Source organism: Daejeonella oryzae DSM 19973 (assembly GCF_000422945.1).
GTDB classification, from domain to species: Bacteria; Bacteroidota; Bacteroidia; order Sphingobacteriales; family Sphingobacteriaceae; genus Daejeonella; species Daejeonella oryzae.
In genome coordinates this window covers 206,378-228,100 of sequence record NZ_AUHA01000002.1, presented here as the reverse complement: position 1 = coordinate 228,100, position 21,723 = coordinate 206,378, and the positions used below count along the sequence as shown (strand labels likewise).

At 38.1% G+C, this 21,723-nt stretch carries 18 protein-coding genes; 13 read left to right on the top strand and 5 right to left on the bottom strand.

Annotated elements, in window-relative coordinates; genetic code table 11:
• The first annotated feature begins 9 nt into the window (after window positions 1–9).
• The 4 genes from G521_RS0101170 to G521_RS0101155 all read left to right on the top strand — a co-directional run bounded on the left by G521_RS0101170 (window position 10) and on the right by G521_RS0101155 (window position 4,261).
• Window positions 10–2,466, top strand: coding sequence for a DUF5686 and carboxypeptidase regulatory-like domain-containing protein (locus G521_RS0101170; RefSeq protein WP_026896872.1), 2,457 nt, complete (start codon window positions 10–12; stop codon window positions 2,464–2,466).
• 149 nt (window positions 2,467–2,615) lie between these two features.
• On the top strand, window positions 2,616–3,182 hold the full coding sequence (locus tag G521_RS17600; RefSeq protein ID WP_051189352.1) for an RNA polymerase sigma factor: 567 nt from the start codon (window positions 2,616–2,618) through the stop codon (window positions 3,180–3,182).
• Window positions 3,179–3,790, top strand: coding sequence for a cupin domain-containing protein (locus G521_RS0101160; protein WP_026896871.1), 612 nt, complete (start codon window positions 3,179–3,181; stop codon window positions 3,788–3,790). Before G521_RS17600 ends, G521_RS0101160 begins: the two co-directional genes overlap by 4 nt.
• Before the next feature lie 12 nt (window positions 3,791–3,802).
• The gene (locus tag G521_RS0101155; RefSeq protein ID WP_026896870.1) at window positions 3,803–4,261 is read left to right on the top strand and encodes a GNAT family N-acetyltransferase; all 459 of its coding nucleotides are present in this window, start codon (window positions 3,803–3,805) and stop codon (window positions 4,259–4,261) included.
• On the opposite strand, the gene G521_RS0101150 is transcribed toward G521_RS0101155, so the two are convergent.
• The 5 genes from G521_RS0101150 to G521_RS0101130 all read right to left on the bottom strand — a co-directional run bounded on the left by G521_RS0101150 (window position 4,262) and on the right by G521_RS0101130 (window position 6,859).
• Window positions 4,262–4,459: a hypothetical protein gene (locus G521_RS0101150; RefSeq protein WP_026896869.1), complete on the bottom strand. Its 198-nt coding sequence runs from the start codon at window positions 4,457–4,459 to the stop codon at window positions 4,262–4,264. It abuts the gene before it with no gap.
• A gap of 401 nt (window positions 4,460–4,860) precedes the next feature.
• A complete protein-coding gene (locus tag G521_RS0101145) occupies window positions 4,861–5,220 on the bottom strand; it encodes a hypothetical protein (RefSeq protein ID WP_026896868.1) in 360 nt (119 codons plus the stop codon).
• A gap of 147 nt (window positions 5,221–5,367) precedes the next feature.
• Window positions 5,368–5,919, bottom strand: a complete 552-nt coding sequence (locus G521_RS16205) for a GNAT family N-acetyltransferase (protein WP_051189350.1) — start codon at window positions 5,917–5,919, stop codon at window positions 5,368–5,370.
• Window positions 5,920–5,944: 25 nt separating this feature from the next.
• Window positions 5,945–6,214: a zinc ribbon domain-containing protein YjdM gene (locus G521_RS0101135; RefSeq protein ID WP_245580814.1), complete on the bottom strand. Its 270-nt coding sequence runs from the start codon at window positions 6,212–6,214 to the stop codon at window positions 5,945–5,947.
• A 99-nt stretch (window positions 6,215–6,313) separates the two neighbouring features.
• A complete protein-coding gene (locus G521_RS0101130) occupies window positions 6,314–6,859 on the bottom strand; it encodes a YciE/YciF ferroxidase family protein (RefSeq protein WP_026896866.1) in 546 nt (181 codons plus the stop codon).
• Between the two features lie 219 nt (window positions 6,860–7,078).
• Between G521_RS0101130 and trhO the strand changes: the two genes are divergently transcribed.
• The 9 genes from trhO to G521_RS0101085 all read left to right on the top strand — a co-directional run bounded on the left by trhO (window position 7,079) and on the right by G521_RS0101085 (window position 21,687).
• A complete protein-coding gene (gene trhO / locus G521_RS0101125; protein ID WP_026896865.1) occupies window positions 7,079–8,044 on the top strand; it encodes an oxygen-dependent tRNA uridine(34) hydroxylase TrhO in 966 nt (321 codons plus the stop codon).
• A 185-nt stretch (window positions 8,045–8,229) separates the two neighbouring features.
• Entirely contained in the window at window positions 8,230–11,241 is a 3,012-nt protein-coding gene (locus G521_RS0101120; protein WP_026896864.1) for a SusC/RagA family TonB-linked outer membrane protein, read from the top strand.
• 19 nt (window positions 11,242–11,260) lie between these two features.
• The gene (locus G521_RS0101115) at window positions 11,261–12,775 is read left to right on the top strand and encodes a RagB/SusD family nutrient uptake outer membrane protein (protein ID WP_026896863.1); all 1,515 of its coding nucleotides are present in this window, start codon (window positions 11,261–11,263) and stop codon (window positions 12,773–12,775) included.
• 30 nt (window positions 12,776–12,805) lie between these two features.
• On the top strand, window positions 12,806–13,708 hold the full coding sequence (locus G521_RS0101110) for a LamG domain-containing protein (RefSeq protein ID WP_026896862.1): 903 nt from the start codon (window positions 12,806–12,808) through the stop codon (window positions 13,706–13,708).
• A gap of 71 nt (window positions 13,709–13,779) precedes the next feature.
• A complete protein-coding gene (locus G521_RS0101105) occupies window positions 13,780–15,432 on the top strand; it encodes a glucoamylase family protein (protein WP_026896861.1) in 1,653 nt (550 codons plus the stop codon).
• A 41-nt stretch (window positions 15,433–15,473) separates the two neighbouring features.
• Window positions 15,474–16,823 carry a glucoamylase family protein gene (locus G521_RS0101100; protein ID WP_026896860.1) on the top strand — a complete coding sequence of 450 codons (1,350 nt, stop codon included), beginning with the start codon at window positions 15,474–15,476 and terminating at the stop codon, window positions 16,821–16,823.
• A 17-nt stretch (window positions 16,824–16,840) separates the two neighbouring features.
• Complete coding sequence (locus G521_RS0101095; RefSeq protein ID WP_051189348.1) at window positions 16,841–18,577, top strand: family 43 glycosylhydrolase; 1,737 nt, start codon at window positions 16,841–16,843, stop codon at window positions 18,575–18,577.
• Between the two features lie 54 nt (window positions 18,578–18,631).
• Window positions 18,632–20,917, top strand: coding sequence for a beta-glucosidase BglX (gene bglX / locus G521_RS0101090; protein ID WP_036677970.1), 2,286 nt, complete (start codon window positions 18,632–18,634; stop codon window positions 20,915–20,917).
• Entirely contained in the window at window positions 20,914–21,687 is a 774-nt protein-coding gene (locus G521_RS0101085; protein ID WP_026896857.1) for a carboxylesterase family protein, read from the top strand. Before bglX ends, G521_RS0101085 begins: the two co-directional genes overlap by 4 nt.
• Window positions 21,688–21,723 lie beyond the last annotated feature (36 nt).

Sequence of the window (21,723 nt, the reverse complement as noted above, 5' to 3'; positions counted from 1 at the left end):
TTACTTCATATGAACCTGAGATTAACATTCACCTTCCTGATTATTTTTGCTGCCCTGGGTGCAGTAGCTCAAAATTATTCTTTAAGCGGCAAAATCACCGATTCACAGGGGCAACCCGTTCCCTTTGCAAGTATCTATCTTAAAAATACCAGTATCGGAACCTCGGCCAACATCGAAGGGGAATACCAGTTAAAAGTACCCGCCGGCAAATTGGAGCTGATATTTAAAGCTATCGGATACCGGTTGGAAACCCGTCCTCTGGTTATAAATAAAAATCAGGTTCTTGATATACGTATGGCAGCCGAGGTTTATGAATTAAATGATGTGGTCATCAGCGCAGGAGGTGAGGACGCTGCTTATGAAATAATCCGCCAGGCAATCAGGAAAAGGAAATTACATTTAAGAGAGGTTAATTCTTTTACGGCTGATGTGTACATCAAAGGATTGCAAAAACTTTTGGCAGCACCCAAAAAATTTCTGGGGAAAGATGTCGAAAAAATGGGTAAGGAAATAGGATTGGATTCAAACAGAAAAGGGATAATTTATCTCTCAGAATCTGAATCTAGATTAAGTTTTATTCAGCCCGATAAATATCGTGAAGAAATGATTTCTTCAAAAGTATCCGGAAGTAACCGTGCTTTCAGTTTTAACCGTGCTTCGGATATTAAAGTGAATTTTTATGAAAATATTCAGAATTGGGATGGCCTAAGCAACCGTCCTTTTATATCGCCAATTGCAGATAATGCCCTTTTCTACTATCAGTATAAATTCTTAGGCTCAACCATAGAAAATGGACAAACTATTAATAAAATACAGGTAATTCCACGGCGAAACGCCGATCCGGTTTTTAGGGGCATTATTTATATTCTGGATGATTCCTGGCGAATGCACAGCGTAGATCTTTACATGACCAAAGAGGCAAACATAAACTTTGTAGACACTCTTAAAATCAATCAGCAATTTTTTCCGGTTGGGAAAGTTTATATGCCTTCATCGGTTAAGTTTGAATTTACAGGAGGAGTTTTTGGTTTCAGATTTGGAGGCTACTTTATAGCTATTTACAAGAATTATGATCTTAATCCAAAATTAAATCCGAAGGATTTTATTGAAGTTTTAAAAATAGATAAAGGTGTAAGTAAGAAGGATTCGGGGTACTGGTCTCAATCACGCCCGGTTCCGTTAACTGAAGAGGAAAATCTGGATTATCTAAAAAAGGAAACTCTAGCCGCAAAACGTGAATCAAAACCTTACCTGGATTCCTTAGATAAAGAAAATAATAAGTTTAAGCCTCTCGGCTTTATTGTTGGAAATGGATATAATCCCCGGAATCGGTTTAAAAAGGAATATTATAATTTTAGTTCTTTACGAAATTCGGTTTTTTACAATACAGTGGAAGGCTTCGGCATCAATTATAAAGCCGGATACAGCAAGCGGATTGATACGTTAACAAATAAATTTATATCCTTTAGCGGCAGCCTTCGGTACGGCTTTGCCAGCAAAGATTTTTATGGAAGTGTGGGAGGAAATATTCCGATTAAAAATACTTCCCTCGGATTTAATGTCGGGTCTGATATTCTCGATTTGAATAACCGCGGCACAATTGCACCATTTGGTAATTCCATTAATTCTCTCTTTTACGAACGCAATTTTATGAAATTGTATGAGAAGAAGTTTCTCTACTTTTCGGCTTCTCAGCGAATTATTCCTGCAATTAAAACCACTTTTTTTACCGAATGGTCTAATCGTAAAAGTTTGCAGAACGTAACCGATTATACTTTTATTGATGATAAAGACCGTGAGTTTACTTCAAATAATCCATTTAGTCTGGCGCAGGAACTGCCGCTTTTTCCAACCGGACAAGCCTTCAAAGTGGGATTAACAGCCAGTTATCAGTTTGGGCAAACGTATGCCAGTTATCCCTCCGGGAAAGTTTATTTTCCTTCAAAATATCCGCTTATCGGGCTAAGTTATATAAAGGCCATCCGGAATATATTTAGTTCTGATGTCGACTATGATTTTTTATCTTTTGATATCAGTAAAGAAGATATCAAATTAGGTTTATACGGTAAATCATCATTCTCTGTGGCAGCGGGGAAATTTTTCAGCAGCGATAAATTAGATTTTGTTGATTATAAACATTTTATCGGAACGCAAAGTCTAAGCTACATTCCCAAATCTAACACCTATCTTTTTCTGGATTATTATAACTTCAGTACTCCTGATAAATATCTGGAAGCCCACTTTGAACATAATTTTTCGGGATTTATTTTTAACAAGGTTCCACTATTAAGGAAATTAAAACTGCAGGAGATAGCAGGCGTAAATCATCTCTCAACGCCGGTTATTAAAAATTATAATGAGGTATATTTCGGCCTTGAATATTTAACATTCCGGGTTTTATATGGATTTTCATCCGACGGACGGAACAATTCAAATTCGGGTTTTAGGATTGCGTATGGGTTTTAACGCTGATACTGCTGTAACATACTTGTGATGCCGAAACATTTTAAGACATATAGAGTATGTCTTTTAATCTTTCGATATCCTCTTTCGCTGATTAATTTTAGCTGCGTACTATCGAATTCTCAAAATCAAGCGAAATTAATTTAGTTAAAATGTTTAACAAGCCTACTGGATTTCCTAAATCTGACAATATTGTTTTTGGTAATGACCTAATTATCTTATTCCAAAATGGCAGTAAAACAGCTTTTGTAAAATTGTATGATACGTATGCTCCTTCCTTATTAGGTGCTATTTCACGAATTATTAACGATAAACATGAGGCTGAAACTATTCTGCAGAAATCTTTTGGTACCGTATGGCAAAACAGGAAACAATATAATCCTGAAAAGGAAAGAATTTTTACCTGGCTTGTTAAAATTGCCAGACTTACGTGTTCCAAATTAAAGGTTGAGGGTAAATCAAAATGTAATGAAATTAAAGAAAGCATCAACCTGGTTTATGCATGCAATGTAAAAGAGTATCTTTTTGAAAAGCAACGTAGAGAAGGAAGAGGATTTACATCTGGAATTGAGAAAAAATATGCGGAGGCTTTAGACCTTATTTATTTTAAAGACTTTACATTTGCAGATGCCGCTGCACACCTCAATATTCCTGTAAGTATTTTAAGGTCAGATTTGGTTTCAGCAATTAAAAAATTACAAGGAACTGCTTTAGCATGAGGAATATTAATGAATTGATTCAATCCGGATTACTGGAATCGTATTTAATGGGAATGGCAAGTCCTCATGAAATTGAACAGGTTGAGCAAATGGCTGAAGCTCATGAAGAAATCCGGGAGGAATTAAATGCCATCGAACAGGTTTTGGAAGAATATGCCTTGCAAAATGCCATTGAGCCAGATCCGATAATAAAGCCATTTTTAATGGCCACAATTGATTATAAAGACCGATTGGCGATCGGAGAAATCCCGGAATCTCCTCCGGTTTTGCACGAAAATTCCAAAATAGCTGATTATGATCAATGGATTAACCGCAGTGATATGGTTGCACCGGTGGATTTGACGGATATTTATGCGAAGATAATCAGCTATACTTCCGATATGATCTGTGCCCTTGTCTGGATAAAAGAGATGGCCCCGCAAGAAACTCATGATAATGAATTTGAGCGGTTTCTTATCCTGGAAGGATCGTGTATTATTACTATTGAAAATGCCGAACATAGTTTGCACGCCGGCTGCTATTTAGAAATTCCATTACATAAAAATCATTTTGTAAGAATTACTTCAGATATCCCCTGTAAGGTTATTTTACAGAGAGTTGCCGCTTAAAATTTTTGCCTCATGGAAATTGAGATCATAGATTATCAACCCGGATACAAGGATGATTTCAGAAGTCTGAATATAGAATGGATCTCTCAGTATTTTGAACCTGAGCCTTTAGATTTTCAGCAGCTGGATCATCCCGAAGAATATATTATTGACAATGGCGGGAAAATATATTTTGCCAGATCAGGAACGGAAATTATAGGAACCGTTTCTTTAAAAAAAGTGAATAACACTGTATTTGAATTGTCTAAAATGGCGGTTTCCCCACGTTTTCAAGGAATGGGCACCGGCAGATTGTTAGGCGAGCATGTAATTAAAGAAGCAAAAAAACTGGGTTGTAAATTGCTGTTTTTGGAATCAAATAAAAAGCTGGTTTCTGCAATTAAACTTTATGAAAAGTTAGGGTTTATTGAAGTTCAACTGAATAATTCTCCGTATTCCCGGTCTGATTTTCGGGCGGAAATGGTTTTGTAGTTATATTATTACTTCCGAGTAATTGACAAACGTCCATTCTGCTTTTCCTTTAACTTCCTTTTTTTCATAATTAACCCGATAGGTTTTTTTAGGTGCTATTGTAAAGTTAAAAGTTATAGAATTTTGATTTTCATCTTTAGGAAGAAAAGTTTCTAAGAGGCTATCGGCAATAAGCTTTACTTGTTGAGAGGAATGCATGCTGTAAAAATACAGAACATTAGTTGTTATGAAAGAACTGAACTCCTAAAATGATAAGCAAAAAAAATAGCACAAAAAGTGGAATCCGCCGGGTAGAGCGCACAATTTTTCAGCAATTCATTATGGGTTCAATTAAATTCCTGCTTTGGAACTAAGACTTGAAATCAGTAAGAATATTGAAAAAAGGAAGAACATAATCATCACAACTACCAAAACATAAAAAATGAACATTTTTAAGTTTTCAGGAAGATGGGGGCGTTCGGGTAACTGGGGGAGATGTAATGCCATACTATTATATTTTAAAGTTTAAAATATTCTTATGTCATTGATATACAATCATTTTGGATAAAGGTTTTGATCTCTCCAAATGCTTGTTATCTTTTTAAAATACAGTGACCGGATTAGATTCCCTGCCGGTCAATTTCATTAAAATAGTTTGCTATAACTTGCCGAACTGTATCTGTAACCTCGTACGGCTGGAGGCTTTCTAAATCCAATTGTATGAGCGTATCGTATGGAATATAATGGGCACTCGTTGAATTAAATTTTAAAGTGCCCTGGTTAAATTCCCTTTTTTCATAATTTGGAAATTTACTCAGTGAAACAAAATCCAGGCGATGAATAGTTTTGGTATTTTTGTCGAGTAATAGCCAGTAAAATGATTTGCTCAAATCTGAGATTTCTTCAGTTCCGTGTCTCCTTACTTCAAATACCGATTTGTGAAGACTATCGAAAAAGAATAAAATATCAAATTGGTTCATCTTAGACGATCTTTAATTCTATACAAATGAATTTTTCCTCCGTTATTACAATTTAGGATTAATTTTTATCAAATTCCAGATCAATTCTGTAAATAATCAGGTGCTTAGTTTGGCTTTTAAGAAAGATCTAACATGATCATCCCATTCCTACTTCAAAATACTTAGCACGATGCTATTGGGGCGCTTACCGGCGGGGGTTGGTAAATTGCTTCTCAAAATACCTTCTGGAATACAGCCTATACTTTTCATTGCTTCGATGCTTCTGATGTTTTTTGCGTCAGCTCTGAATTCAACCCTTTCCATCTGTAAATGCTCGAAAGCATAGGTAAGAAGCAGGTATTTGCAATGTTTATTTAAGCCTGTTCCCTGAAAATTTTTACCGTACCAGGTATAGCCTAATTGCAGAGTCTGGTTCTTTAATTGAATATCATAATAGCGAGTACTGCCGGCATATTTATTTACTCGTTTATCAAATACAATGAAAGGGAATTCCCTTTTCTCGTTCCGTCCATCTAAAGCTGATTGAATATAGCGTTTAAGATTTTCTTTCCCCGAGGCCTGAAGTAATGAAAAGTCCCAGATTTCCGGTTCATGCAGAGAAAATTCAATAAGATTTTCCAGATCGGATACGAGAAGAGGCCGCAGCATAACTACATCATCTTCAAGAATCAAATCTGTATTAAAATCAAAAGAAGACATAAATAAACCGTTAATATGAATTCAATTATTTCTTTTTAAGGAAACAGGTTTTGAGTACCACGCTCATGTTTTCCACTTTGCAATCAACTTCTTCGGAATCAGATGTGAGCCTGATTTTTTTTATCAGCGTTCCTTTTTTAAGAGTTACTGCTGATCCTTTTACTTTTAAACTCTTAATCAATAAAACCGAGTCGCCTTCATTTAAAATAGTTCCGTTACTATCTTTTACAATCATTTCTTCCATCATGTCTATTTTATTTCCGTTCCTGATATTCTTCTTACAGATATCAGGCAAAGGTATTTTTAATTTATTAAACCGTCTTTGGGAATAGTGAACAAAAAAAGCCTGCAACCATAATGTGGTGCAGGCTTTTCAGGATGTATTGATCAGATTTTATTCTGAAGCCGCTTCTTCATTGATGAAATCTTCAGCGATAACTGTTAAAGCTACATCTGTTGCTTTTTCGTTGTCTAAAGTTTGCTGTAAAAGATCAACAACACTTGTATGGCCCATATTTTCGGCAAATGTTCTTAATGTGCCATATGTTCCAATTTCATAATGCTCTACTTTCTGAGCAGCAAGTATTAAAGCAGCATCACGAATCATTGTACCTTTATCGGTATCCTCAATAATGCTGTCAGCTTCTTTCAACAAGCCTTCCATAGCATCGCATTTTTTGGCTGTCGGTTTTTCTTCCAATAATTCAAAAACCTGCTCCAAAGTTTCAATATGCATTTGAGTTTCTTTTGTATGTTTTTCAAATGCGGCTACAAGTTCAGGACTGGTAGCAGCCTTTTGCATCTTAGGCAAGGCCTTAGCTAAATGCTTCTCTGCCCAATAAATATCTTTAAGTTCATCAATAAAGAATTTATGGAATTCAGAATTTTGCATTTTGCCTGTTTTACCCGTAGGTTTTTTAGTTTTTGTGCTAGTTGCCATGTTAATAGTTTTTTAAGATTAGATAGATATGTTGATATAGTAACTCTGTGAAAATTTAATTGTTTAATGAAATATTACATTCGTTCGCATCTTATAGTAATTCAGGTAGTTACCTTTGTTAGTATTTTGAGATTAGTCAAGAAAAGGAAGTGTAAAATTTATTCATAAATATTATATTTGCCCCGCATTAAACGCTGCTTGCAACAGTATCAATGATTTATGAGTAAATACCAGACCCTGCTGTATTATTGCTACAGCCATATCGAAAATGCAGAGCAATTTGCTGCAGACCATCTTCAGTTTTGTAAGTCTTTAAATCTTGTTGGGCGCATTATTGTAGCTGATGAAGGTTTAAACGGAACTGTTTCAGGTGATTCTGGAAGCTGCGCAAAGTATATGACCGCAGTAAAAGCTGATCCCAGGTTTAAAGAAACTGATTTCAAAATAGATGATGTGGAAGAGCCATCTTTCATCAAAATGCATTGCCGCTATAAAACGGAAATTGTGCATTCAGGCTTGCGTGATCCCAATATCATTAACCCCGGAAAAAAAACAGGGATTCATCTGGAACCGTCTGATTTTAGGGAAATGATGGATCGAGATGATGTTGTTATTCTCGACGTAAGGTCTAATTACGAACATTCTATTGGCCGCTTCAAAAATGCGGTTACGCTTGATATGGAAAATTTCCGCGAATTTCCGGAAAAAATTAATCAGCTGGCTAAGTTTAAAGACAAAAAAATTATAACCTATTGTACCGGTGGAATCAAATGTGAAAAAGCATCTGCGCTTTTACTTCACGAAGGCTTTCCGGAAGTCTATCAATTGCATGGCGGCATAATAAAATATGGTAAAGAAGTTGGCGGTCAAAATTTTGAGGGCAAATGTTATGTATTTGATAGCCGTGTAGCAGTTGACGTAAACTCGGTAAACCCTGTGGCAATTTCTACCTGCAGAAATTGCGGATCTGTAACCGAAAAAATGATTAATTGTGCCAATCCGGAATGTAATGAGCATTTCACCCAATGTGATTGCTGCGGAACATTGTTAGATGGCGCTTGTTCTGAAGAATGTAAATCTCATCCGCGAAAGCGAATCTATGATGGTACGGGCTATTATGTAAAAGTGCCTCAGCCGGTAAACGTGAAGTCTAAATCACGCATTAATGATAACGTGCTGGATTAGTGCAAATAAGTCAATTTTAAGTTTGTTGGATAGTATATTCTTGAGATTATTAAAACATTTGTGGGTAATTCTTCTTACTTGATTTGATGTCCTAAATATTACATTTGAATTAGCTAATGCTGATTTTCTTTGGTATTTTTAACATTTAACCAAATATAGTTAACCCCTAATTTAATTTAATCGCTATGAAAAGATTATTACCTATCATTTCGTTTGCGGCCTTCCTCTTATTTTTCTTTACTACAGTAACTTGGGCACAGGAACGTATTTCTGTTTCTGGTAAAGTTACTGATGCTTCTGATGGTGAAAGCCTGATTGGAGTTACTGTACAACTTAAAGGAAGCACCACAGGCGTAACTACCGATGTTAACGGTGCCTATTCAATAAGTGTTCCAGCTACCGGAACGCTGGTTTTTACTTACCTGGGATATACAAGCCAGGAGATTCCTGTAAATAATCGTCCGCAAATTAACGTTTCCCTTAAACAGTCCACAGAAATGCTTGAGCAGGTTGTTGTAGTGGGATACGGCGTTCAGCGAAAGTCAGATGTTACAGGATCTGTTTCCAGAGTTAAAGGAGAAGATATTGCCCGCGAACCTGTTTTGTCGGCTACACAGGCAATTCAGGGTAAAGTAGCAGGTGTTCAGATCATCAGTTCCGGCGCCCCCAATAGTTTGCCTACAGTTCGTGTGCGTGGTACAGGAACTATGCTTGCCGGTGCCAATCCATTATACGTTGTAGATGGTGTAATTACAGATGATATCCGAAACATCAATTCCTCGGATATTGTGAGCATGGATATCTTAAAGGATGCATCAGCTACCGCGATTTACGGGATGCGTGCGGCAAACGGTGTTTTGCTGATTACCACCAAAAAAGGTAAATCGGGTGCAATGGTTATCGAATACAATGCTACGGCTGGATATAAACAAGCTTCAAACCTGGTAAATATGGCAGGAGCTAATCAGTATGCAGGATATGTAAACGAAGCCAATGTTTTTTACGGTACCGGTGATGTTTTGATTACCCCGCAATTATTAGAAAGTGGTGCAAATACAGATTGGTATGATGCTGTTTTAAAAACAGGTTTTCAGCAGAATCAGAATTTATCCCTTTCCGGAGGCAGTGAAAAAACAACTTATTTCTTTAGTGCCGGATTTTTAAGTGATGAAGGTATTATTGAAACTAACAATTTTAATCGTTTAACCTTACGATCCAATAACGAATATAATGTAAATGATAAGCTGAAATTTTCGACGCTGGCATCTTACAGCCGGTTTAATGTTAGGGAAGTAAATCTGAACGCATTCAATGTGGCTTATCGTGCAGCGCCTTATGTGGCCTCTAAAGTAGGAGACTTGTATGGAAATACTTCTCTGTCTAATAACGTAGGTAATCCGCTTCTTGACCTTGAAAAAAATAACGATCAGGGGATAGGTAACCGTATTCAGGGCTCCTTTGCTTTAGATTATAAACCAATTACCTGGCTTGCATTACGTTCAAGCTTTGGTATTGATGTGGATTTCTACAAGAACACATCATATGCATACCGTTATTTAAATACCGGTGATAATAATGTGTTTATTACAGCGGGTGGAAACCAGATTCGTAATAATAGCGGATTAGGGATAACCAATAATAACAACAGTCGCTGGGTTTGGGATAATACAGCCACAGCATCCAAAATTTTTGGTGATCATAGCTTCAGCTTGCTGGTTGGTACTACAGCCGAAAGATCAAAGTTTAACAGTTTGAATGGTTTTCGTGTGGGTGTACCCGAAAATAAAGATCAATGGTATTTAGAAGCAGGTTCGCCACTGGGCGCCAGTAATATCAGTACCGGCGATATGTCAACCCGTAATTCATACATCAGCAGATTAAACTATTCGTACGCCAGCAAATATTTGTTAACAGCAACTTTTCGTGCTGACGGAACTTCTCGTTTTCCAAGCGATAACCGATGGGGATATTTCCCGTCAGTAGGTTTAGGATGGAATATTATCAATGAAGGATTTATGAAAGAGCAAAAGTTTTTTACTGCTCTTAAATTAAGAGGTAGTTATGGCGAGGTTGGTAATGATCAAATTCCAACATCTATATATTTACCGCTTGCTACAATCAATCAGCCTTATATTTTTAACGGTACAGAATTTCTCGGAATTTCTTTTGATCAGCTGCCTGACAGAAATATCAAATGGGAAACTACTAAAGAATATGATTTAGGTTTAGACTTCGGATTTTTAAATAACAAACTGACAGGAGAGATTGATTATTACCATAAAAAAACTGAGAATGCTTTAATTCCAATTGTTATTCCGGCGATTTTGGGTGATGCCGATAATCAGTTTATTACTAACGCTGCTAATTTTCTGAATACGGGTGTTGAATTTGGAATTAACTGGAATACCAAAGTTGGTACAAATTGGAGCTATACCATTGGTGCAAACGTAGCTTACAATAAGAATGAAATTACCGGTCTTAGCGGTGGACAGCCTTTATTTGATGGAGTAGTAAATGGTCAGCCAACTACGTTCTCTGATAATAAACAGCCAATCGGCAGTTTCTTTATACTACAGGCAGACGGCATTTTTCAGAATGCCGCAGAAATTGCCGCTTCAGCACAGAAAGATGCAAAGCCGGGTGATTTGAGATATAAAGATTTAGACGGCAATGGTACAATAGGTTCAGAAGACAGAGCTCACTCAGGTTCTTATCAGCCAAAAATGACGTTTGGTTTAAACGGAAATGTGACTTTTAAATCGTTTGATTTAAATATCAGCACCTATGGAACTGCAGGCGGAAAAATATATAACGGAAAAAAAGCCGCCCGTGCTGACTCCAGAGATAATATAGAAACTGATGTAGCCAAAAACAGGTGGACTCCAAATAACCCGGGAAATGAAGTTCCGAGGGCAAATTTAAATCCGCTACTGGCTTCTACCTACTTTCTTGAAAATGGAGATTTTTTCCGAATCAATAACCTGACATTAGGTTATGCATTACCAGCAAGTTTCCTTTCAAAATACAAAATACAAAAAGTAAGAGCATTTGTTGCAGCGCAAAATCTGGCAACTATTACCGGTTATAGTGGTTTTACCCCTGAAATTACAAGTGGCAGCCCGTTAAACGGAGGTATTGAATCAAGTATTTATCCTACAACCCGTACGTTCACATTCGGTGTTAATGTTGGATTTTAACTTATTAAAATAGAGAATCATGATTAGTATACAACGAATTTCAATCATATTAACTGCAACCATTGTGCTGAGTGCTTGCAATAAAAGTTTCCTCGAGGTTGAACCACAGGGTAAACTTACAGAAGTACAAGCTTTACAGGACCCCGGAGCTGCAGAAAAACTGGTAGGTGGTGTTTACAGCACATTATACTTTGGAGGATTTGGTAATACAACAGTCGGTTTTCTGATGGTTATGGCAACAGATGTTGCTTCAGATGATTCTGACAAAGGAAGTACCCCTTCAGATTTTCCACCGGCAGGTGAAATTGATAATTTCACCGTTAATCCAAATAATTTTATTCTGAATAATCTATGGAGCGGCCATTATGCTGCGATAGGAAGGGCGAACCGTGCCATTGACATATTAAACCAGAGTACATTTGATGAATCTGTTAAAAATCGCCTTATCGGCGAGGTTAGATTCCTGCGTGGTTTATATTATTTTAACATGGTCAGATTGTTTGGTGGTGTACCGAAATTGATCAGAGTACCAGATCCTTCTGAAGGAAACAGCGATGAATTTCAAACTCGTGCTACCAAGGAAGATATCTATGCGGTTATTATAGAAGATCTGCAATTTGCAGCTGATAATTTACCATTGAAAGGTGTTTCTTCACTTGGCAGAGCAGATAAAGGTGCCGCAGAAAGTTATCTGGCAAAAGTTTATCTGTATCAGAAAAACTATCAAAAAGCCTTTGATCTTTCTTTGAGTGTAATCAATTCCGGTAAATATCGCCTGGTTGATGACTATAATTTTATTTTCAGAGAGAAACCGGTTAATGGAATTGGCGGAATCAATAATAGTGAATCAATATTCGAAGTTCAAACAGGAATAAACGTAGGTGAAAATGCAGTAAGTCCATTGTTTAGCAATGGTCAGGGTGCAAGAGGAAGAGGTGGCTGGAACGATTTAGGTTTCGGTTTTAACAGCCCTTCCAGCGATTTGGTAAATGCGTATGAAGCCGGAGATACCCGCCGTAATGCCACTATTATATTCATAACACCAACTCTTCCAGCCAATAGTCCGGGTACTGTTCTATGGGATGGTTTCCGAATTCCATCTAAAGATTCAGTTGAAAACGAGCGTTACAGTTATAAAGCATATCATAGCGCTCTGGCAGAATCTCCGCAGATTTCTAACAATAAAGACACAAAGCCTAAAAACATTCGTTTAATGCGTTATGCAGAGGTGTTATTAATCCATGCCGAAGCTGCGGCCAATTTAGGCAATGGAAATGCAACCACTATGTTAAACATGGTAAGATCAAGGGCTAACCTTCCTGCTTCAACAGGTACAATTGAAAATATCTGGAAAGAAAGAAGGGTAGAACTGGCCATGGAGCAAGACCGGTTTTTTGATCTGGTGCGTCAGGGTCGTGCAGCTACTGTTTTAGGACCAAAAGGATTCAAAGCTGGCAAAAATGAGCTTTACCCAATTCCGCAGGTGCAGATTGATTTAAGTGGTAACAGGCTGACCCAGAATCCCGGGTATTAATTTAAAATGAACGATTTTTAGACATAGGTTATGAAAACGAATAAGACAATTTTTAAAATAGCATTGCTGGGATCGGTCCTCGTTTCAGTAGGCCTTACTCAATGTACCAAGCCCGAATTAGATGATGATTTTACTGCCGGTGATCCGCCTGCTGTAGAGGGCGGATTCGTAAATTCGGATGAGATTCAACCTGCAAGCCTTATTGCCCATTTTCCTTTCGAAGGAACGGTGGCTGATTTAAAAGGTGGAGTTACAGGCGGTTCTGCTTCGGGAACCACAAGTTTTGTGGAAGGCAGAAAAGGACAGGCTTACCAGGGTTCAACCAATGGATTTATCGGGTATACCAATCCGGGGCCGATAGCAGGTTTAACCAGTTTTACAGTAAGTTTATGGATTAACACTGCCAAACATGATGGTGGTGCTCAGGGTGTATTTACGCTGGCTAAACAGGATGGAAGTTTTTGGGGTAATTTCTTCATGATGATTGAAGGAAATAATTCCTCAGATAATAAAATGTTTATGAAACTGCATTTTGAAAAGAATACAGCATCCTTCATAGAACATTGGATCGAGCCATTCGGTGACTTTCGTCCGGATGATATGTACAACGCATGGAGACATGTGGTATGGACTTATGATGCCACAACATCCAAAGCTGGTTTGTTCGTAAACGGACAAAAAAGAACGCTTCCTGCAGGTATGGAAGATCGAAAAGCAGATGGTTCCGGTACTCCATTGGGAGGCCTGAATTTTAAATCGGCAACAAAATTTATCATTGGTGGATTTCAAAATCAGTTGGGAGCGCCGTTCAACAGCCCCGAGCCTTGGATGTTAAACTATACAGGTAAACTGGATGAATTGAGAATATATAATACAGTATTAACCGCCCAGGAAATTAGTGCCCTGGGAATCCTGGAACGCCAGGGACGTTAAAAAAAATGCCCTGAATCTTAAAATTCAGGGCATTTTTTTTATACTATGTTTTTAACTTAAATATGCTGCTGATGAAGTTGCCATCTATTATATTAATCTCTGTTTTGCTTTTTTTTGTTTCTTGTAAGAAAAACGAAACGAATACTCCGCCAAAAGAAACACCCTTCAATTATCTTTCAACTTCTGTAGACGGTATTAGCAGTCCTTCATTAAGCTATCAGAATGTAGTTGTTAAACCTCAAATTAAAATTACTTTTAATGCGGTAATTAATCCTGCAGGGATTAATTCCTCAGTTTCTTTTCAATCTGGCGGAACTGCAATTCCGTTTAGCGCATCTGTAGAAAATGGATCAACATTGGTTATCAGCCCGGTCAATTCATTGCCTGCTTTTACCTCATTTATTCTTATAGTTTCAAATCTAAAATCTGCAGATGGAAGTACACTGAAAAATGCAGTTAATATAAATCTTAGAACGGGTCTTGATCTTTCCGACAAATTTCCTCAAATAAGCGATGAAGAATTGCTAACCCTCGTTCAAAAACAAACTTTTAAATATTTCTGGGATTTCGGACATCCCGTAAGCGGATTAGCCCGTGAAAGAAATACATCAGGTGATCTGGTTACCTCCGGTGGTTCCGGATTTGGAATCATGAGTTTGGTTGTGGGTGTCAACCGTCAGTTTATAACCCGGGCCGAGGGACTGGCCCGCATGCAAAAAATCGTAGGCTTTTTACAGAATAATGCGCAAACCTTTCATGGCGCATTTCCTCATTGGTTAAACGGTGCAATCGGAGCTGTTATCCCTTTTAGCCAGAAAGATAACGGGGCCGACCTTGTAGAAACCTCATATCTGATGCAGGGGTTACTTACGGCCCGTCAATATTTTAACGGAGCCGATGCCGGAGAAACTGCCCTTCGTGAAAATATAAATAAATTATGGAACGCAGTGGAGTGGAACTGGTTTCGGAAAAATAATGAAAATACGTTGTACTGGCATTGGAGTCCCAATTACAATTGGGAAATGAATCATCAGGTACAAGGCTGGAACGAAGCTCTGATTACGTATGTGCTTGCAGCATCTTCCAATACTTTTTCCGTTCCAAAAATAGTTTATGATAATGGCTGGGCTAAAAATGGCTCCATCCGTAACGGGAACACTTATTTTGGAATACAGCTTCCTTTAGGTCCGGATAAAGGAGGACCATTGTTTTTTGCTCATTATTCTTTTCTGGGGATTAATCCCAAAAATTTAACCGATGCATACGCAAATTATGAAAGTCAAAACCAGGCTCATACCTTAATAAATTATAATTATTGCTCCGCTAATCCCAAACAGTTTGCAGGTTACAGTGATCAGTGCTGGGGACTCACTGCCAGTGATGATAAAAGTGGATATCTGGCTCATGAGCCCAATAATGATAATGGAACAATTTCGCCAACGGCGGCATTATCATCTTTTCCATATACTCCGGTTGAATCTATGAAAGCATTAAAATTTTTCTATTATAAACTTGGAGACAAATCGTGGGGGCAATATGGTTTTTATGATGCGTTTAATTTAAGTGAATCCTGGTTTGCTAATTCTACCCTTGCAATTGATCAGGGTCCAATTATTGTGATGATTGAAAACCACCGGACCGGATTATTGTGGGATTTGTTTATGAGTTGTCCTGAAGTAAAAACCGGAATGAAAGGACTGGGTTTTCAAAGTCCTCATTTATAATTTTAACTTTTAAATAGATGTAACCCTTAACTTTTTAGAACATGCTGAAACAATCAATCCTGTTACTATTAATCCTAAGCCTCACTTCTTGTTCCCTTAACGGGATTAATTCCCATACCAACAATTCCACAGAAATTAAAAAAATACTGTCAGATGAAGATCTGCTGGATCTGGTACAAAAACAAACTTTCCAATATTTTTGGGAGGGTGCCGAACTAAATTCCGGAGCGGCAAGAGAACGCTTTCATGTGGATAATGTCTATCCTCAAAACGATAAAAACACGGTTGCTACCGGAGCAACAGGCTTCGGCGTAATGTCTATCATCAGTGCAATTGAGCGCCAGTACATCACCCGCAGCGAAGGCGTTGAAAGATTGGCTAAAATTTTAAATTTCCTCGAAAAAGCTGATCGTTTTCACGGTGCCTGGCCACATTGGCTGGTTGGCGAAACCGGAAAAGTTAAGCCATTTTCACCTAAAGATAATGGTGCTGATTTGGTGGAAACATCTTACCTGGCTCAGGGATTACTTTGTGTCAGGCAATATTTAAAAGACGGTAATCCGGCAGAGCAGGCGGTTGCTAAAAAAGCCGATGAGCTTTGGAAAGGAATTGATTTTGATTTTTACCGTAAGGGAGAAAATGTATTATACTGGCATTGGTCGCCAAGTTATCAATGGCAAATGAATTTTCCTGTTAAAGGATACAACGAATGCCTGATTATGTATGTTCTGGCTGCATCATCGCCAACTCATGCCATACCTGCCGAAGTATATCATGAAGGTTGGGCCAGGAACGGAGCAATCAGTGCCGATTTTAATCTTTACGGCCATCACATAACTTTAGATCACCAGGGAGCAAAAGGTTCTGTAGGTCCTTTATTTTGGTCTCACTATTCTTATCTGGGTTTAAATCCAAAGGGACTTAAAGATAAATATGCCGATTACTGGCAGCAAAATACAAATCATACATTAGCTGTACATGACTATTGTGTTCAAAATCCGAAAGGTTATAAAGGATATGGAGAAAATGGCTGGGGTTTAACTTCAAGTTATTCAATGAAAGGCTACGCGGGGCATAGCATTTCTGAAGATCTGTCTGTAATTTCTCCAACCGCTGCAATTTCTTCTATCCCGTATACTCCGAAAGAATCCATGAAAGTAATCAGGTATTTGTATGAAAATTTGGGTGATAAAGTTTGGGGTCCTTATGGCTTTTACGATGCGTACAGTGAATCAGAAAACTGGTATCCAAAACGTTATCTGGGGATAGATCAGGGTCCGGCCGTAGTGATGATCGAAAACCATCGTTCAGGTTTACTTTGGAAATTGTTTATGAGCAGTCCTGAGGTTCAAACCGGACTGGATAAATTAGGTTTTGAATATCAAAAATAGAATTGAATAACATCAATATGACTAAAAAATTTAAGCAATATTTCCTTTTTGTCATCTTCAATATAGGATCTGCAACCAGTCTTTGGGCGCAGTCTTCACAAATGAGCACCTACTGTAATCCCCTAAACCTTGATTACACGTACATGATTTACAATGCCCATAATGATATTTCTTACCGGTCTGGCGCAGATCCGGCGGTGGTGAAGTTCAGGGGCGAATATTATATGTTTGTTACCCGGTCAATGGGATACTGGCATTCTACCGATTTAAATAACTGGAACTTTATCACTCCTGAAAAATGGTATTTCGAAGGATCAAATGCCCCTGCAGCTCATAATTATAAAGATTCTGTTTTATATGTTACCGGTAATCCATCCGGTAATATGAGTATTTTATATACTGATAATCCCAAAAAAGGTGATTGGAAAGCTGTTCCTGCCATACTGAACGATCTTCAGGATCCGGCTCTCTTTATTGATGATGATGGAAAGGCTTATATGTATTGGGGTTCTTCAAATACGTATCCTATCAGGGCTAAAGAATTGGATAAAAACCGGCGGTTTCGCCCATCCGAAAAAACCCATGAGCTCTTTAATCTCGATTCGAAAAAACATGGCTGGGAGCGGTTTGGAGAAAATCATTCTGATACGGTTTTAGCCGGATATATGGAGGGACCCTGGATGACCAAACACAACAATAAATATTATCTGCAGTATGCGGCTCCCGGAACAGAATTTAATGTTTATGGAGATGGAGCATACATCAGTGATTCACCATTGGGCCCTTTTAAGTACATGCCCAATAACCCTTTTTCCTATAAACCCGGTGGATTTATGAATGGTGCCGGTCACGGAAGTACAGTGCTGGGCCCGCAGGATCAATACTGGCATTTTGGTTCCATGGCTGTTTCTGTGAATGTAAACTGGGAAAGAAGAATTTCTATGTATCCAACTTTCTTTGATCAAGAAGGTTTGATGTATTCAAATACCTCTTTTGGAGATTATCCTCATTTTGCTCCGGGAGTTTCCGGCAAAGAAGGCAAGTTTACAGGCTGGATGTTGCTTTCTTACAAAAAGCCGATAAAAGTATCCTCCCGGCTTGATCAGTTTGCGGCCGCAAACATTACTGATGAAAATGTGAAAACATTCTGGGTAGCGGAGAAAAATGATGACCGGCAGTGGGTTGAAATTGATTTAGTAAAGCCCGGAAAAGTATATGCAATACAACTCAACTACCATGATTATAAATCCGGGTTATATGGAAAAATTCCTGGACTTTTTCATCGATACACTATAGAAGGCTCTCTGGATGGTAAAACCTGGATGACACTGGTAAACCGGAAAGATAATTACAGGGATGTTCCTAATGATTATGTAGAACTTGGAATTCCTCAGAAAGTTAGATATATAAGATATAAGAATATACAGATTCCAACTCCTAACCTTGCAATTTCGGGTTTACGTATATTTGGAAAAGGAGAGGGTAAACTTCCCGACAGAGTTAGCAATTTGAAAGTGAATCGTTATAAAGATCGCCGTGATGCCATGATAACATGGGATCCGCAAAAAAATATTCAGGGTTATAATATCTTATGGGGAATTGCCCCCGATAAATTATACAATTCTTACCTTGTGTATGAAAAAAATCAATTGGAGCTTAAAAGTTTAGGGACTGATCAAGCGTATTATTTTTCAGTTGAAGCATTTAACGAAAATGGAATTTCAGTAAAATCAACTGTTAAAAAAGTGGATTAAAATCCACGCCTGCTTATTTAAATAAATAGTTTAATCCAACCAAGTTTATATATTATGTTAAAGAAAAAAACAGCCACATTACTGATAGCAATCAGCACATTCTGCCTTCCCCCGGCAGTATATTCACAAAATAGTGATGCAAAAATGAAAACCTACATTGATGCACTTATGAAAAAGATGACCCTGGAAGAAAAGGTGGGTCAGCTACATTTGCCATCGGTGGGATTTGATGTTACTGGTCCGATTGTAAGCAAAGGTGTAGAAGAAAATATTAGAAAGGGACTGGTTGGAGGAGTTTTTAATACCTATACGCCAAATGCGGTTCGAAAGCTCCAGGAAATGGCGGTGAATGAAAGTCGTTTAAAAATCCCGCTTATTTTTGGTTATGATGTAATTCATGGACATCGTACCATTTTTCCTATTTCGCTAGGATTGTCTTCTTCCTGGGATATGGACTTGGTTAAGCGCACAGCACGTGCCGCAGCAGAAGAGGCCAGCGCCGATGGTTTAAACTGGACTTTTTCTCCGATGGTAGATATTGCCCGTGATCCGCGTTGGGGCCGTGTAAGTGAAGGGGCCGGAGAAGATCCGTTTTTAGGATCTGCCATTGCAAAAGCCATGGTTGTTGGATATCAGGGTACTGACCTTTCTTTAAACAATACTTTATTGGCCTGCGTAAAGCATTTCGCTTTATATGGAGCTTCTGAAGCCGGCCGCGACTACAATACTGTGGACATGAGCCGGATTAAAATGTACAATGAATATTTTCCGCCATATAAGGCAGCAATAAACGCCGGTGCCGGAAGTGTAATGACTTCTTTCAATGAAGTTGAGGGAATTCCGGCCAGTGCTAATAAGTGGTTAATGACCGATGTTTTAAGAAAACAGTGGAACTTTAATGGCTTGATAGTAACGGATTACACGGCTATTAATGAGATGATTAATCACGGAATGGGTGATGAAAAGAAAGTTGGCGAATTGTCTTTAAATGCAGGTGTAGATATGGATATGGTTGGTGAAGTATTTTTGAAGCATGGCGTTGAACTGGTAAAATCAGGTAAAGTTAGCCAGGCTCAGATAGATGCCGCCTGCCGCCGCATTCTTGAAGCAAAATATAAACTGGGCTTATTTCAGGATCCGTATAAATATGTTAGTGAAGAAAGAAATAAAAGCCAGATATTAAGTCAGGATAAATTAGACTTGAGTAAAGAAGCTGCTGTAAAAAGTATGGTTCTGCTAAAGAATTCAAATGAGGCTTTACCTTTAAAATCAAATCAGAAAATCGCATTTATTGGTCCTTTAGTTAAAGATCAGCGCAATTTGGTTGGAAGCTGGAGTGGTGCGAGCGATACTTATAAAAATGCCCGCAGCCTTTGGTCCGCATTGGAGTTGAGATCAGATAAGAGTAATTTCTTATATGCAAAAGGCTGTAATCTGGTAGATGATTCCCTTATCAGAAATAAATTAAATCCGCACGGAGGAGATATAATTCCAGATTCAAAATCGCCGCAGCAATTAATTGATGAAGCTGTAAAAACAGCTCAGCAGGCAGACGTTGTAGTAGCCGTATTAGGCGAAGCTTTTGGCATGACCGGTGAAGCAGCCAGCCGCAGCTCAATTGGTTTACTTGATAACCAGGTTGAACTTTTAAAGGCTCTGAAAAAAACCGGAAAACCAGTTGTATTGGTGTTGATGAACGGCCGTCCCTTAACCCTGGAATGGGAAGATAAAAATATGGATGCTATCCTTGAAACATGGTTTTCAGGAACTATGGCTGGTCCTGCTATTGCATCTGTTTTATTTGGAGAACAAAATCCTTCCGGTAAACTTACCATGACTTTTCCCCGCAACGTAGGTCAGGTTCCAATATATTATAATAACAAGAACACCGGACGACCATTTGACGAGAATCAAAAATATACAAGTAAGTATCTGGATGCACCAAATACACCTCTATATCCTTTTGGTTATGGTTTAAGTTATACTAGTTTCAGCTATGGCGATATTAAATTGAATACGGCAAGTATGAACCCGTCACAGAAAATTACGGCATCAATGCAGGTAACCAATACCGGAAAAGTAGAAGGCGTAGAAACCGTCCAGTTATATGTTCGCGATATGGTGGGTTCTGTGACCCGTCCGGTAAAAGAATTAAAAGCCTTCCAGCAGGTTTCGTTGAAACCCGGAGAAAGCAAAATGATAAACTTTTCTATTAGTAATGAGGATTTAATGTTTTATAATTCTGATTTGAAAATGATATCAGAAGCGGGCGATTTTAAGCTATTTATTGGTACCAATAGCCGGGATGTAAAAGAGGCAAATTTCAAACTTGTGAAATGAGATCAGGAATATTAATTATTTTTCTGTTGCTGAGTTCGATAGTTCAGGCACAAAATTCTAATCAGTTTTTGGAGCGTCAGTTGGTTTCCGGCAATGATACATTGCCTTACCGGATTCTGATGCCTCAAAATTTTGATGAAAACAAAAAATACCCGGTTTTATTTGTTCTTCACGGTGCTGGCGAACGTGGTAATGATAACCAGGCACAACTTACTCACGGCAGTAAGTTATTTTTGAAGGAAGATGTGAGGGAGAAATTTCCTGCTATTATTATTTTCCCGCAATGTCCTAAAGACAGTTATTGGTCAAACGTAGAAGTTGAATCAGTAAATGGGAAAAGGGAATTTATGTTTCAAAAAAGAGGTAAGCCAACTATAGCTATGAAACTGGTTATGTCGCTCGTAAAAGAAATGAAATCTAAAAGCTACACCGATAAAGAAAGAATATATGTTGGTGGCCTATCAATGGGTGGAATGGGAACTTTTGAAGTGCTCAGAAGATTGAGGAATAACTTTGCCGCTGCGTTTTCAATTTGTGGCGGAGATAATATAGAAAATGTTAAAAAGTACAAAAAAGTGCCTTTGTGGATATTCCACGGAGGAAAAGATGATGTTGTTCCTCCTGAAAATTCGGAGCGGGTTGTTTCGGCATTAAAATCTTTAGGTGCTCCGGTGAAATATAGTTTATACCCCGAGGCTAATCATAATAGCTGGGATCAGGCATTTGCCGAACCGGATCTTTTGCCATGGCTTTTTTCTCATACCAAATAATAACCTCTTTCATCTAACTAAAAAGGACAAATCTTA

Coding starts and splice junctions, on each gene's coding strand:
- G521_RS0101110 (WP_026896862.1), top strand. CDS start 12,806: ATGAAAACGAATAAGACAATTTTTAAAATAGCATTGCTGGGATCGGTC.
- G521_RS16205 (WP_051189350.1), bottom strand. CDS start 5,919: ATGTCTTCTTTTGATTTTAATACAGATTTGATTCTTGAAGATGATGTA.
- G521_RS0101085 (WP_026896857.1), top strand. CDS start 20,914: ATGAGATCAGGAATATTAATTATTTTTCTGTTGCTGAGTTCGATAGTT.
- G521_RS0101170 (WP_026896872.1), top strand. CDS start 10: ATGAACCTGAGATTAACATTCACCTTCCTGATTATTTTTGCTGCCCTG.
- G521_RS0101150 (WP_026896869.1), bottom strand. CDS start 4,459: ATGCATTCCTCTCAACAAGTAAAGCTTATTGCCGATAGCCTCTTAGAA.
- G521_RS17600 (WP_051189352.1), top strand. CDS start 2,616: ATGTTTAACAAGCCTACTGGATTTCCTAAATCTGACAATATTGTTTTT.
- G521_RS0101130 (WP_026896866.1), bottom strand. CDS start 6,859: ATGGCAACTAGCACAAAAACTAAAAAACCTACGGGTAAAACAGGCAAA.
- trhO (WP_026896865.1), top strand. CDS start 7,079: ATGAGTAAATACCAGACCCTGCTGTATTATTGCTACAGCCATATCGAA.
- G521_RS0101095 (WP_051189348.1), top strand. CDS start 16,841: ATGACTAAAAAATTTAAGCAATATTTCCTTTTTGTCATCTTCAATATA.
- G521_RS0101160 (WP_026896871.1), top strand. CDS start 3,179: ATGAGGAATATTAATGAATTGATTCAATCCGGATTACTGGAATCGTAT.
- G521_RS0101120 (WP_026896864.1), top strand. CDS start 8,230: ATGAAAAGATTATTACCTATCATTTCGTTTGCGGCCTTCCTCTTATTT.
- G521_RS0101155 (WP_026896870.1), top strand. CDS start 3,803: ATGGAAATTGAGATCATAGATTATCAACCCGGATACAAGGATGATTTC.
- bglX (WP_036677970.1), top strand. CDS start 18,632: ATGTTAAAGAAAAAAACAGCCACATTACTGATAGCAATCAGCACATTC.
- G521_RS0101115 (WP_026896863.1), top strand. CDS start 11,261: ATGATTAGTATACAACGAATTTCAATCATATTAACTGCAACCATTGTG.
- G521_RS0101105 (WP_026896861.1), top strand. CDS start 13,780: ATGAAGTTGCCATCTATTATATTAATCTCTGTTTTGCTTTTTTTTGTT.
- G521_RS0101145 (WP_026896868.1), bottom strand. CDS start 5,220: ATGAACCAATTTGATATTTTATTCTTTTTCGATAGTCTTCACAAATCG.
- G521_RS0101100 (WP_026896860.1), top strand. CDS start 15,474: ATGCTGAAACAATCAATCCTGTTACTATTAATCCTAAGCCTCACTTCT.